The 12,307-nt window shown below is 60.6% G+C and carries 12 protein-coding genes; 6 read left to right on the top strand and 6 right to left on the bottom strand.

Annotated features, from left to right (window positions below; translation table 11 throughout):
• Positions 1-132 precede the first annotated feature (132 nt).
• Entirely contained in the window at positions 133-735 is a 603-nt protein-coding gene (locus NOV21_RS04420) for a hypothetical protein (RefSeq protein ID WP_283171770.1), read from the top strand.
• Positions 736-818: 83 nt separating this feature from the next.
• Here the strand turns inward: NOV21_RS04420 and NOV21_RS04415 are convergent, their stop codons facing one another.
• Positions 819-2,423, bottom strand: a complete 1,605-nt coding sequence (locus NOV21_RS04415) for a radical SAM protein (RefSeq protein WP_283171618.1) — start codon at positions 2,421-2,423, stop codon at positions 819-821.
• A gap of 163 nt (positions 2,424-2,586) precedes the next feature.
• Here NOV21_RS04415 and NOV21_RS04410 point away from each other — a divergent pair, with 163 nt between their 5' ends.
• Positions 2,587-3,195 (top strand): TetR/AcrR family transcriptional regulator, encoded by a 609-nt coding sequence (locus tag NOV21_RS04410; RefSeq protein WP_283171617.1) that lies wholly within the window; start codon positions 2,587-2,589, stop codon positions 3,193-3,195.
• Between the two features lie 191 nt (positions 3,196-3,386).
• Here the strand turns inward: NOV21_RS04410 and NOV21_RS04405 are convergent, their stop codons facing one another.
• Complete coding sequence (locus NOV21_RS04405; RefSeq protein WP_283171616.1) at positions 3,387-4,301, bottom strand: patatin-like phospholipase family protein; 915 nt, start codon at positions 4,299-4,301, stop codon at positions 3,387-3,389.
• Between the two features lie 92 nt (positions 4,302-4,393).
• Positions 4,394-4,789 (bottom strand): helix-turn-helix domain-containing protein, encoded by a 396-nt coding sequence (locus NOV21_RS04400; protein ID WP_283171615.1) that lies wholly within the window; start codon positions 4,787-4,789, stop codon positions 4,394-4,396.
• 165 nt (positions 4,790-4,954) lie between these two features.
• Here NOV21_RS04400 and NOV21_RS04395 point away from each other — a divergent pair, with 165 nt between their 5' ends.
• From NOV21_RS04395 to NOV21_RS04380, 4 genes are all read left to right on the top strand, one after another.
• On the top strand, positions 4,955-5,221 hold the full coding sequence (locus NOV21_RS04395) for a helix-turn-helix domain-containing protein (protein WP_283171614.1): 267 nt from the start codon (positions 4,955-4,957) through the stop codon (positions 5,219-5,221).
• A gap of 7 nt (positions 5,222-5,228) precedes the next feature.
• Positions 5,229-5,648: a nucleotide exchange factor GrpE gene (grpE, locus tag NOV21_RS04390; RefSeq protein WP_283171613.1), complete on the top strand. Its 420-nt coding sequence runs from the start codon at positions 5,229-5,231 to the stop codon at positions 5,646-5,648.
• A 212-nt stretch (positions 5,649-5,860) separates the two neighbouring features.
• Positions 5,861-6,844, top strand: coding sequence for a glutamine-hydrolyzing GMP synthase (guaA, locus tag NOV21_RS04385; protein ID WP_283171612.1), 984 nt, complete (start codon positions 5,861-5,863; stop codon positions 6,842-6,844).
• A 234-nt stretch (positions 6,845-7,078) separates the two neighbouring features.
• Entirely contained in the window at positions 7,079-8,653 is a 1,575-nt protein-coding gene (locus NOV21_RS04380; RefSeq protein WP_283171611.1) for a winged helix-turn-helix transcriptional regulator, read from the top strand.
• 463 nt (positions 8,654-9,116) lie between these two features.
• Here the strand turns inward: NOV21_RS04380 and NOV21_RS04375 are convergent, their stop codons facing one another.
• The 3 genes from NOV21_RS04375 to NOV21_RS04365 all read right to left on the bottom strand — a co-directional run bounded on the left by NOV21_RS04375 (position 9,117) and on the right by NOV21_RS04365 (position 12,304).
• Positions 9,117-9,794: a transposase gene (locus tag NOV21_RS04375; RefSeq protein ID WP_283171610.1), complete on the bottom strand. Its 678-nt coding sequence runs from the start codon at positions 9,792-9,794 to the stop codon at positions 9,117-9,119.
• The gene (locus NOV21_RS04370; RefSeq protein WP_283171609.1) at positions 9,794-10,099 is read right to left on the bottom strand and encodes a hypothetical protein; all 306 of its coding nucleotides are present in this window, start codon (positions 10,097-10,099) and stop codon (positions 9,794-9,796) included. The genes NOV21_RS04375 and NOV21_RS04370 overlap by 1 nt, the downstream gene beginning before the upstream one ends.
• Before the next feature lie 471 nt (positions 10,100-10,570).
• A complete protein-coding gene (locus NOV21_RS04365; RefSeq protein ID WP_283171608.1) occupies positions 10,571-12,304 on the bottom strand; it encodes an ABC transporter ATP-binding protein in 1,734 nt (577 codons plus the stop codon).
• Positions 12,305-12,307: the final 3 nt, after the last annotated feature.

The following is a 12,307-nucleotide window of genomic DNA, read 5'->3' as shown; positions in this document are numbered from 1 at the left end:
TGCCAGACTCCTTTACGAGAAGCGGGGCTCTCACACGAAATGTCGGCAACCCTGCCCGCCAGAATCTGCATTGCATCCACAAGCATTCGATAATCGGCTCGAAAATGCAACGACTAAAAGATAGGAGGCGTGATGCTGCTTTTCCTGACAGGCGATATCCAAGAGGGCAAGACCCGCTGGTTCCAAGCGCTTGTTTCCGAATTGAACGGCATGCATGTGCGGGTGGGGGGCGTGATCGCTCCCGGGGATTGGCACGAGACGCCGTATGGCTCGCTCGAGAAGCGCGGCATAGACAACGTGCTGCTTCCCCAGGGCGATGTGCTGTCGTTTGCACGGCGGAGGGATTTGGCGAAGCGGGAGCAGACGTACGACCCGCACAGCCAGAGCGCGCGGGCGGATCTCGTTTGGGAGATTCGCGACGAAGCGATTGCACGCGTGAACCGACATTTCGAAGAACTGGCAAACGGGGCCTTCGCGGTCGATCGCCGATCGCCGGGGCTTCTCGTCGTGGATGAGCTGGGGCGTTTGGAGCTATGGCGCGGCGAGGGCCTCGTGTCCGCGATCGACCTCCTGCGTCGGGGTCCGAGCGGAGGCTTCCCCCATGCGCTCGTCGTGGTGCGGCACGACCTGCTCGGTCGCGCTCATGCATTGCTCGATGATGCGTGGGGAGGATCGGCCGAGGTTCATCCGAACGACGTGGGCCGGGAGATGGTCCTTTCCCTATTCGGCGCTTAAGGGGGCGGCTTCTCCTAAGAAGAAACCCGGCGGGCCGCTGCACAAGCGAACCCGCCGGGCCGAAAACTCGATGGGGCGAGGCCTTACACGGCCTGTTTTTCGGGCGCGGTGCGGTTCATCATCTTGCGCTCCTTCGTGATCTCCTTCAGCGATGCCGCGTTCGGCTCGAAGTCGTTGGCTTCTTGCGACGCCCTCTTCCGGAAATCGCTCAGCTTTTCGAAGCTCTCGTCTTCCGTCTGCAGGTTGACGATCCGGTAGTCGCCTTCATGGCGGCCGGGGCGCTGCAGCCGTTCGAACTTCTCAAGATCGGAGTCGGCGGTCCCCTGGATGGGGTTGTTGCGGATGCCGTTCATCGGGTCGGCCTCGTTCTCCCACAAACGTCGCGCCACGGGCGCCCATTCGGCTGCGGAGTCCACGCATTTCGCGCATAGGTCGCGCGCCTCTTCCTTCGCCGTGTAATCGGTCGATTTCGCGCCGGTCTCCTCGACCAGCTCGGCAAGGGCGCCGGGGTTGTCCAGGATCGGGCAGGGGCGCAGCAGGTTGTCGTTGAAGGGCTGGTTGTTATAGTACGCCATGAAGATGGGGGATTGGAATGCCTCCAGCAGGGTGACGTCGTGTATGTTCACGTTGGAGTAGTGCGCGAACACGCAGGGCTCCACGTCGCCTGCAGCGTTGATGTGCAGATAGCGCCTGCCGCCGGCGATGCAGCCTCCGACAAATTCCCCGTCGTTCCAGAAGTCCATCATGAAGAGCGGCTTCTTGTTGCGCATGTCGCGCACGAAATGGTAGAGGGCCTCGCGCTGCTCGGCGCTCGCCATCAGCTCCACGGGCGAGTCCTTTCCCACGGGCATGAACGTGAAGATCCATTCGAAGAGGGCCCCTTGGTCGACCAGCCAATCCACGAATTCCTCGCTGGCGACCTTTCCGGCATTTTGCGAGGTGTAGCAGCATGATGCCCCGAAGGGGAGGCCATGCTCGCGCAGCAGCGCCATCGCTCGCTGGACCTTGCCGAACGTTCCCTCGCCGCGGCGTGCGTCGGTTGTCTCCTCGTTCCCTTCGACGCTGATCGCGGGGATGAAGTTCTTCACGCGAATCATATCCTGGCAGAACTGCTCGTCGATCAGCGTGCCGTTGGTGAACGCCATGAAGATGGAGTCGGGGTGTGCCGCGCAGAGGGCGATCACGTCCTTCTTGCGCACGAGCGGCTCGCCACCGGTGTAGATGAAGAAGTGGGTTCCCAGCTCGTTCGCCTGGGTGATGATCGAATCGAGGTCGTCGTAGCTGAGGTTGTACTGGTTGCCATAATCCGCCGCCCAGCAGCCCTTGCAATGGAGGTTGCAGGCGCTAGTGGGGTCCATCAGCATCGCCCAGGGGATGTTGCATTGGTATTTCTGGCGATTCTCTTCCTGTTTGGGCCAGGCCATCAGATTCATGTCCACGATGCCCGTGCGAACCAGGTCGTCGCGCACTTCGGGGTTGAGATTCAGCACGCGGTTGATCAGCTGGTGCCAGTTGCTATCCTGCGACAGTTCGCGTCGGAACGCTTTGCGTTGGCTGGGGAAGACATCCTTGGGTACCACCGCGTCGATCATGTCCATCAGCTTGAGGCTGTTCTTCTCGGGGTCTTCCAACAGGTAATTGATCGCCTTGTTGAGCGCTGCCCGCTTTACTCGATCTTGTGCCTTCATGATATTTCCGCCTTTCGAACGGGGTGCGCATGCGACGATTGCCAGTATGCGTGCGCAATCTGACCTTATAATCATCATGGTAAGCATTTACGGATATAAAATATACATATGATGCTTAATCGTCACCTGGGAACTAATTGGAAACCGAACCGAGGGAGGGAACATGGTGGAGCAAGCAGGATCGCAGCCTCGTGTCGACCGGCGTTTCGCGAGGACGGAGAAGGCGATTCGCGCTGCGCTGCACCGGCTCGTCGAGAGCGGCGGTCTCGAAAGCGTCTCCGTGTCAGCCCTCGCGCGGGAGGCGGACATCAATCGTAAGACGTTTTACCTGCATTACGATTCCGTCGACCATCTTGTGGACCGGGTGTCCGAGGAGCAGGCGTACTTGATCGCGGACAACCTGCAGAAGGTGATTTCGGGATCCGATGACAGAAGCGCGGTGCTGAGGGAGCTGAGCGATGGCATTTCCGCCAACATGAAGATGCTGCGCGGGGTGACGGACCGCATGTCCATCCAGTCGCAGATACAGAAGTTGGAGAAGCCGCTGTCCGAGGCGCTTTTGGCGGATGACGCCTACGGATTCGGGAACGATAGCGCGTTCGCCCATTACCTGGTCATATTCCTCGTCGCAGGGCTTCTGGCGATGTATCGCCGCTGGTTGCTGACCGGGTCCGAGGTCCCGCTCGACGAACTTGCGCGCGTGGAGGAGTTCGTGGTGGAAAGCCTGCATAGTGCCGCAGCCGCCGGCAAGGTGCCGCCAAGCAGGGGGTAGGGGCTTCCGCGGGTGCGGGGGTGCTTTCCCCTCAACGGTAACGGAATCGGAGGGTTCGCGAGCGTTCGTGATCGCACCTCGGGGGTTTTCCGCCGCCGATGCGGCTTCTTGACGCCGGCGGATGGTGCGCGCTCGTGCGTCGATGCCCGATGCCCGGCCTTCCGCCATGCCGCTTCCCCCGCGAGCCGAAATTACGCGAGGAGGTAGTCGCAGAGCCGATCGAGCTCGCATGCCATATCGCGGTAGCCGAGCCAGTAGAACTCGCCGAGCCTCTCCACGTTGCCTTCGAAACGGCTGATGGTGATGGGTTGCGAGGGTGCAAGAACGAATATGCGCCCGTCCGCCTCGAGCTTGTCCAGCCGATCCAGATCGGCCTTGTATCGCGGGTAGTTCGTCCGCAGCGTCTCGGCGAATTCAGGGTAGGTTTTCTCATAGAGCAGGTTGATCAACCGGGAGGTGGAATCGCCCAGGTCAGCGGGCTGCCACCTGCGGTCGCGCGTCCGTATGACCATGATTTTGCCGAACCCGAGGTCGAGCGCCTTCTGGTAGGGGATGTGGCACGTGGGGCCGCCATCCAGATAGGGGATGCCGTCGATCTCCACGGGTGCGGAGATGTAGGGCACGGTTGCCGAGGCCTGAATCGCTTTGCAGAAGTCGCCGCCATCGTTCTTCTCGAAGAATTTCAGCTTGCCGGTGCGGCAATCGGTGGCGCTGACGTAGAAGGAGCGGGCGGGATTCCCGAAGCGCTCCCAGTCGATGTCGGTCGCAGGCGCGAGCACATCGAAGAAGTAGGAGAATCCGGTGATGCCGTGGTCGTGCCGCATGGCTCCGAGGCCGCAGTAGTTGGAGTCATGCCGGTACGTGAGGTTCAGCTTCGCCGCCGCGCCGATGTCGCCCGCCACATAGCAGATGCCGGACATCGCCCCGCCGGAGACGCCGATCGTGGTTTGGAAGTTGATGCCCGCCTGCATGAGGGCATCCAGGGCGCCCTGCGTGTAGATGACGCGCCAGGCACCCCCCTCGAGGACGATTGCTCCCGGGATGATGCTCTGCGGCGCCCGCCCGGTGGGGATTTCGTCGATGCGGCTGTATCCTTGCTGTACCATGTGCTGCCTCCCACGTGTGTTTCGGAAGGCGATTCTACTCTACATCGCGTTTGCAGGAATATAGGCACATTCCCCTCAATGCAAGGCGGATGTCAGTGGGTTCCCGGGTGCGCGGGGGATGCGGCGCCTCCTTCGAACGGTACCGTGCGGTATTCGGGGGAGTTCGCTTCGGGGGCGTTCCTCCTGCCGAAATCCTCGAGTTCCGCCATGCCGTGCACCGAGGCGGCCGCATAGTTTTTCGCGAGGTCCGAAAGCCGCTGGTAGTCGCGGATGAGGGCGTGCGAGCGCTCGTCATCCAGCGTGCCGGGGTTGCGCCGCCCTGCGAGTTCGTCCACGGAACAGTCGAGGGCGTCGGCGATGCGGATGACGTCGTCGAAATAGATGCGCGTTTCGCCGGTCTCCCATGCTTTCAGCTTGCGCTCGGATATTCCGAGCTCCCCGGCGAACGCTGCCCGCGTGCGAAAACCCTTCTGCTTCCTCAGTTGCATGAGTTTGAGTTCCATTGCCGACCCCCGTTCCCCTTTTTTCGCCCGATTCTAAGCGATGGCGGCGGAAGGCTCTCCGCTGAGGGGAGAAGAGACTCTTATAGCGTCTTTAGTTGTGTAGAATAGGACGGTAAGAATGTCTATATGAAAAATGAAAGTCGCGATTCTATGCCAGATGAGGAATATCGGCTTGCTTTCGCCGCGCGGCTCAAAGAGCTGAGGGAGGCGCGCGGTTGGAGCCGGCGGGAGCTTGCCCGCGCCTGCGAGGTGGAGGTTTGGGAGGTCGATGGCTGGGAGGGTTCGCACCTACTCCCATCGCTTGAGGATATCGCCTCACTTGCTGATGCGCTGGAATGCTCGATGGATTACCTTGCAGGTCGGAGCGATTGCGCCGGGCGCATCGGCCCCTCCACGCAGGATGCTATCGTTGAATAGAGGAGGCATGTCCGAGGAGCGTCTGGACCGAATCGAATCCGACCTGCGGAAGATGAAGCGCGAGCTGGCGGAGTTGAAGGCAGCGTTGGATGCGGGTGCGCCCTATGAGGGGGGCGGGGCATCCTTTGCCGTCATCGAGCCGTTCCTGATGGATATCATTTGCCTGCTCGATCGCGTGCGCGATGCCGGAGACGACGCGTTCGCGCTGTCGGTGGGCGAGGAGCTGTTCGACATCGTTCGCCGACGCGGGGTGGAGCGCATCAGGGTCGGTGCGCGGTTCGATTCCGATTTCCACGAGATCGTATACGAGGAAGAGGACGAATCGGCGACGAGGGTGAGGGTTGCCCGCGTGTTCCGTGACGGGTATGTGTTCGAGGGCAGGGTTCTCCGGCGCGCCGAGGTGGGCGTGGTGCGGCCGCCCCGTTGATCGCGTCCGATTCTCCCGAAGGTGCGGAGGCGGGGCGTTGGATGCGGATCCGGCAAGCTTGCCATTGCGCGCCGAGTTGGGACGGCTCGTGTGCCATGAGATGCCGGGGACCGGCTTTTGCCGAGACGGAGTTTGCCATTTGCGACCGCTGTCCGACGCTCCAGATGATACAGTTGTCGACAACTTCATTACCGCAACGAAAGGCTGGATCCATGGACCCGAACAAACGTCCCGACGATATGGCCCGCATCGTCGCGCCCGCGCAGGCGGAAACGTTCATCGACGAGCAGGTGGCCGCCGTGCGCGCGCAGGTTGGAGGCGGCAAGGTGCTTCTGGCGCTTTCCGGCGGCGTCGATTCCAGCGTGGTTGCGGCGCTCCTCCTCCGCGCCATCGGCAAGCAGCTGATATGCGTCCATGTGAACCATGGGCTGATGCGCAAAGGGGAGTCGGAGCAGGTCGTCGATGTGTTCCGAAGGCAGATGGACGCGAATCTGGTGTACGTTGATGCGACGGACCGGTATCTTGATTTGCTGGATGGCGTCGAAGAACCCGAGGCGAAGCGCAAGGTCATCGGCGGGGAGTTCATCAAGATCTTCGCCGAGGAGGCCGCCAAGCTGGATGGCGTCGGGTTCCTGGCGCAGGGGACCATCTACCCCGATATCCTGGAATCCGAGGCGGGCGTGAAGGCCCACCATAACGTGGGCGGGTTGCCCGAGGATCTGCAGTTCGAGTTGGTCGAGCCGGTGAAGCTGCTGTACAAGGACGAGGTGCGCGTTGTGGGCGCGGCGCTGGGGCTGCCGGAGGGCATGGTGCGCCGACAGCCGTTCCCCGGACCGGGACTGGGCGTGAGATGCCTGGGGGCGATCACGCGCGATCGGTTGGCAGCGCTGCGCGAAGCCGATGCGATTCTCCGCGAGGAGATTGCGGCGGCGGGCCTTGCGGAGAAGGTCTGGCAGTATTTCGCAGTGGTCCCGGACATGCGCGCGACGGGCGTGCGCAATGGCAAGCGGGCGTTCGATTGGCCCGTCATCATCCGTTGCGTCAACACCGTGGATGCGATGACTGCCGAGGTCCCCGAGCTTGACTGGGCGCTGCTTCGCCGTGTGACCACCCGCATCTTAACCGAGGTGCCCGGTGTCTGCCGCGTCTGCTACGACCTCACCCCCAAGCCCATCGGCACGATCGAGTGGGAATAGCTGTTAGTAGTTTCGAAAGGCTTTGACGTATACGTTTGCCCTAGTAAATGGCAACATTGCTTTAATCGTCCTTCACGATGCATTTAAATCGTGAAGGACGATTCTTCCGTTAGCAAGAACGGGAGACCAGCCGACAGAGAATCCTCCGAAAACATCGCAAGTATTCGCAAAGGTATAAACTGCGTATGAATATGGCAGGCATAAGGGTTTTATGGAAGGCGGTGCGCGGCGAGTATGAAAATCGAAGACATAGAACGCATGGCTGAGTCCATCGTCGAGCAGGGCCGCGTGGAATGCGACTTCATCGAGTACAAGAAGTCCGCCACGTTCAAGGACCGCATCCTGAAGACCGCCTGCGCGTACGCGAACGACTACATGCGGCGCGAGATCGGGCTCATTCTCATCGACATCGAGGAAGTCGACGAGGAAGACGGGCGCAAGGCAATACCGAAGCGGCCCATTGCCGGTATCGACGACAGCCTGATCGAGTCAACCGAGAACGGCTTGAAGAGCCTTCTTGCCGAAGTCCATCCGAAGATAGACTACAAGCTCGTCACATGCCACGCCGACGGGCGCAGCTTCATCGTGGTCGCCGTGGAGCCCGGCACCGCCGGTTCCTACGAGACGAGCGAGAAGGCGCAGAGGGATAGAAAGATCAGCCTGAAGGCCGGCCGCTACATCCGTGTTGGGCGGGACACCCGTCTGCCCAACAAGCGCGAGGAGTTCGAGCTGCTGAAGAGGTTCTCCGGGATCCGGTTCACATCGGAGCTGAACGCCACGGCCACGCTCGACGACCTGAGCTACGAGTACATGCGCGAGTACCTGATCGCCACCAACGCCAAGCAGGACATGCGCGAGCTCTCGAAGCTGGACATGGCCAAATCGATGGGGCTCATCAACGAGAGCGACTACGGCGGGTACCGCGCCAGGAACTTCGCCGTGCTCATGTTCGCCGACACGCCGCAGAAGTTCATACCCTACGCCCGCATCGAGGTCATCCGCGAGGCGGACGGGACCGACAAGATGGAGTCGAAGGCGTTCACCGGCCCCGTGTGGGTACAGGCGAGGCAGGTGATCCGCTACTTCGAGGACGAGATCATGGCGTCCTACACAATCCGCGAGGACGGCCGCACGGGCCACCGCATCGTGTACAATTGGCCCGCTGCGATGTTCGCCGAGCTCGCCACCAACTGCGTGTTGCACAAGGAGTACGACTCCGACAGCTACATCGGCATCTACGTCTACCCCGACAGGATGACATTCGTGAACCACAACCGGCCGCTGCCACCCGTCACCATCGAGGACCTCAACGAGAAGACCAGCTTCGACGACCGCAACTACCTGAACCCCGAGCTGCGCGACATGTTCTTCGCACTCGATCTCATCGAGTCCTACGGATCGGGCATACGCCGCGCGAAGAGGGCCATGGCGGAGAACGGATCTCCCGCGCTCGTGTTCGAGCCGAGCAACGACGATGACGACTACACGATGGCAACGGCGTTCATCAACGAGGAGTTCGCTGCGATAAGGGCCGGAGAGACGAGCGAGACCAGCAAGACCGGCACTGGCACAAAAACCAGCATAAAAACCAGCACAAAAACTGGCACGGAGCAAGGTGTCGCTGCTGGCGCACGTGAACGCATCCTCGATCTTGTCGAGAAAAACCCCTCCATCTCTATAACGGATATGGGCAAAAGGCTTGGCCTTTCAAGGAGTGGTGTTAGATACCACATAGATGCATTGCAGCAAGATGGAATCCTCAAGCATGTCGGTCCAACAAGAGGCGGAGTTTGGAAGGTGAGCAAGTAGTCGCTCAAGAGTGCCTGAGTTTTTTGAGTACCAAATTTCGCGTAACTGCATCAACTGGGTAAACGAGAGCGAAAACGAATGAGCTGCATCAACTGACGCTCACTCCATCAACGCGGATTACAGTCGAGTGGGAATAGCGGAAATTCGCAATATAAGCCTTGCTAAGCCTCTCTGATATGTAGATTGGACTGTCAATAGGCAAAGAGATGCCGACCCCCGTTTTTCGGGGAATCGGCACCTCTTCTTTATGACCAACCCAAGGACCGCTGCCGCCTTTTGGCGTGTCTGTTTCGACGCACGACTGCTAGTCTGATATCCGCGTGTTGGCTAACGCATTCCGATGCTTCGGCTGGGGAGTTCCGCTGGTCTAAGATCGCGCGTGGCCGTTCCAGGCTGCGCATAGCGAGATCGCGGGTCGCCCCACGCGCCATCGAACCGGCGCGGACCCGGGGTGTGGTGTCTGCTATTCCTCTGCATTCGCCAGCGACCAGACGAACCCGGCGAGCTCTCGGGCGACCGCGGTGTTCACGACGTTGGCCGGCTTTCCGCGGCCTTTGAGGCGGACGTACCGCTCGTGCAGGCGGCGGTTCGCCCTTGCGGCGATTGCCGCGGATTCGGCGTCGAGCCCCTTGGCCTGGGCGTACGCTGTCGCCTGGGCGGGCGAGTACCTCCTGGCGTGGTGCCACGCCGCCTCGACCAGCAGGGTTCTCACGTGCCCGTTGCCCGTGCGCGTGATCTTTCCGCGCGAGACGCTCTCGCCGCTGGACGATTCCGACGGCACGACCCCGATGTAGGACATGAAGGACCTGGCGTTCGGGAACCTGGAGAAGTCGCCGATCTCGGCGGCTATCGAGAAGGCCGTCACGGTCGAGATGCCGCGGATCGCGGAGAACCGGTTGACGGTTGCCGCCATGTCCGGCTGCGCGGCGCGCTCGGCGATCGCCTCGTCCAAACGGTCCCTGCGGTGCTCGAGGTCGACCACGGCCTGCAGGTACTCGTCGAAGACGAGCTGCTCGCAGGGGTCGTCGAACCCTATCCTCGACAGCCAGGCGCGGTGCGCGTTCGTCCAAGCCGACTTGCCGGCATCGTACACGATCCCCTTTCTGAGCAGGAACTTCGACAGGCGGTGCCTGGCGGCCATCAGGTCGTGGCGCGCCTGTCGGTCTTCACCCTGTCGCCTGCGGGCTTGAACATCTTGGAAACGGCTCCCACGCAGCACTTGACGCCAGCGGCCTGCAGCTTCCTCTGCAGGTCGAACCCGGTGGGACCCGATTCGTACACGCATTTGACGGGCTTGGGGAACTCGGACTTGGCGGCCCACTCCGCGATACCCTCGGGGTCGTACTTGAAGCTGCGGCGCACTATCTCGCCGGTCTCCGGGACGAAGGCGCACGCCTCGATGCTCCTCGCGTGCACGTCGAGCCCGATGCTGGTACGATGATCCATGGCTGGAACCTCCTATGAATTGTGGTACGGAATTGTCTCTACAGACCGAATCCTAACCCACGTCGCCCGGAAGAGGGCCTTATTGCTTCATGCGGAGAGGTTCCAGCTGCTCTCCATATTGTCTAAGCACGGAAATCCACAAATGGAACATTGCTACAAACCATGTAAAGGGGTATTCAAGCAACAATATGCTACGAATACCCCTTTATTCGGCATGCGATATGAGGAAAAGTAATGGTACACGTCAAAGCGGATGAGAACTGCGCAGGCGTTCGCGCTGTCCCCGTCCTTAACGTAATGACATTGCGGCTGACTGCCGCCTCCTGCCAGCTGGCTGCTGCCTGCTGTTGCCGGCGACGTGGGGGCGGCACCTCGCGATGGCTTCGAGCGGGTGCCCGGCGGGCAGCTCCCGCTCGAGCTCGTCTAGGAGGAAGGACATGTCGTCCCCTTGTCGCTTTGTCATGTCATGGATCACATCTTCCAGCACTGTGCTTTCCGCTGTTGATCGACCATGTGCCGGTAGAGGCCGTCGTGGCTTCCCAGCTCTTCGGGCGTTCCCACCTCTGCGGCAACGCCGTCTTTCAGAACGACGATTCGGTCGGCGCCCTCGACGGTGCGCATTCTGTGCGCTATCACAAGAACGGTTTTGTCTCGGATGAGGGTGGAAATCGCCTGCTGGATGGCGGTCTCGTTCTCGACGTCGAGGGAGGCAGTGGCTTCGTCGAGTAGGATAACGGGGGCATCCTTCAGGAACGCACGCGCGATGGAGATACGCTGTCGCTCGCCCCCCGAAAGCTCGCTTCCGTTCTCTCCGATGAACGTGTCATAACCCTGCGGTAGCTTGCGCACGAACTGATCGCAGTTTGCCAGCTTTGCCGCGCGCATTACCTCTTCGTCTGTCGCCCCGCTTTTGCCGATGCGGATGTTGTCCATAACCGAGGTGTTGAAAAGCGTCACATCCTGGAAGACGATTGAATAAGCGGAGAGCAAGGTTTCAGGATCAACCTTGGATATGTCCATACCGCCAAGGCGAATGGTCCCCGATTGGATGTCCCAAAAGCGCGCGGCAAGACGGGAGGCAGTCGTCTTTCCGCCGCCGGATGGGCCGATAAGTGCCGTGACCTGGCCTTGCTTTGCGATGAAGGACACGTCTTCGAGCACTTTGACGCCATCGTCATAGGAAAACCCAACGTGGTCGAATTCGATGTCATAGCCGTCGTTGGTCATGAGCGCATCGCCGGTTTGCACGTCGTGGCTGAGCACCTCGTCCAACCGTTCGCATTGCACGCCGCAAGCGATGATGGCGGCGAAATTCTGAAGGCTGACCTGCATGGGATCATACAGACGCGAGACGATGATCAGGAATAAGAAGAAGGTGAGCAAGTTGATTTCCCCGTTGGCGAAGAGGGCCCCGCCCACGAGCGCGGTGGTGCCGATTCCCAGCTTCAGCACGACAGTCGCGGAGTTCACGTACACCGACATTTTCAGCTCGGTGAACAGCGATTGCTTCTCCACGGTGGTTATTTTGCCCTCGAGCTTCGACAGGTAGCTATCACCTGCGTTATTCGCGCGCAGGTCGCGCACCGATTCCAAGCATTCCTGCACCCCGTCGGCGAGGTCTAGCTTGACGTTGCTCAGTTTCTGCACAGAGCGCTTTTCGGCCCGCGATGTCGCCGTCATCATGAGGAAAGATACGGGAATTACCCAGAAGCTGGCCAGGACCATGCGCCAGTCGAAAAAGAAGAACAGGCTTATGCCGACGAGAGACGTGGCGATAAGCCCCCCGATAAGCTCCGGGATCCAGTGGCTGGACGCTGTCTCGATTTGCGCGCAGTCTGACATGATGCGGTTCGTGAGGTCCGCAGTGTCCTTCTTGCCGAAGTAGCTCAGGGGCAGCTTCCGCAGCTTCTCCGCGATTGTCGTACGACGCACGCCGCTTTCGCGGTAGGTGGAAAGGAACGTGGCATTGTACTGGATACGGGTGGTGAAGGCGATAAGCGCGAGCACCGCAATGCTGCCGACGACATAGATCCAAATGTGATCGCCAACGAGCGTATCGTTCAGCAAGTCGCTGATAAGCAGGTAAAGGATGCCTGCGGGAAGCATGAGGACGACGTTCGAGAAAACGACGGTGATGCATGCTTTGACCATATCGACCGCGCCATCGTGGGAGAGCGCGTATTTATGCTGAAGTTTTTCCAACATGGG

This window comes from Curtanaerobium respiraculi (assembly GCF_024609215.1).
GTDB classification, from domain to species: Bacteria; Actinomycetota; Coriobacteriia; order Coriobacteriales; family Eggerthellaceae; genus Curtanaerobium; species Curtanaerobium respiraculi.
Note: the sequence above shows the minus strand (reverse complement) of the source record. Positions and strands in the feature narration are given on the sequence as shown.

Bases quoted from the DNA above. Each gene is read 5' to 3' on its own strand.
- NOV21_RS04410 (WP_283171617.1), top strand. From the start codon at position 2,587: ATGGTGGAGCAAGCAGGATCGCAGCCTCGTGTCGACCGGCGTTTCGCG.
- NOV21_RS04365 (WP_283171608.1), bottom strand. From the start codon at position 12,304: ATGTTGGAAAAACTTCAGCATAAATACGCGCTCTCCCACGATGGCGCG.
- NOV21_RS04420 (WP_283171770.1), top strand. From the start codon at position 133: ATGCTGCTTTTCCTGACAGGCGATATCCAAGAGGGCAAGACCCGCTGG.
- grpE (WP_283171613.1), top strand. From the start codon at position 5,229: ATGTCCGAGGAGCGTCTGGACCGAATCGAATCCGACCTGCGGAAGATG.
- NOV21_RS04370 (WP_283171609.1), bottom strand. From the start codon at position 10,099: ATGGATCATCGTACCAGCATCGGGCTCGACGTGCACGCGAGGAGCATC.
- NOV21_RS04395 (WP_283171614.1), top strand. From the start codon at position 4,955: ATGCCAGATGAGGAATATCGGCTTGCTTTCGCCGCGCGGCTCAAAGAG.
- guaA (WP_283171612.1), top strand. From the start codon at position 5,861: ATGGACCCGAACAAACGTCCCGACGATATGGCCCGCATCGTCGCGCCC.
- NOV21_RS04415 (WP_283171618.1), bottom strand. From the start codon at position 2,423: ATGAAGGCACAAGATCGAGTAAAGCGGGCAGCGCTCAACAAGGCGATC.
- NOV21_RS04380 (WP_283171611.1), top strand. From the start codon at position 7,079: ATGAAAATCGAAGACATAGAACGCATGGCTGAGTCCATCGTCGAGCAG.
- NOV21_RS04400 (WP_283171615.1), bottom strand. From the start codon at position 4,789: ATGCAACTGAGGAAGCAGAAGGGTTTTCGCACGCGGGCAGCGTTCGCC.
- NOV21_RS04405 (WP_283171616.1), bottom strand. From the start codon at position 4,301: ATGGTACAGCAAGGATACAGCCGCATCGACGAAATCCCCACCGGGCGG.
- NOV21_RS04375 (WP_283171610.1), bottom strand. From the start codon at position 9,794: ATGGCCGCCAGGCACCGCCTGTCGAAGTTCCTGCTCAGAAAGGGGATC.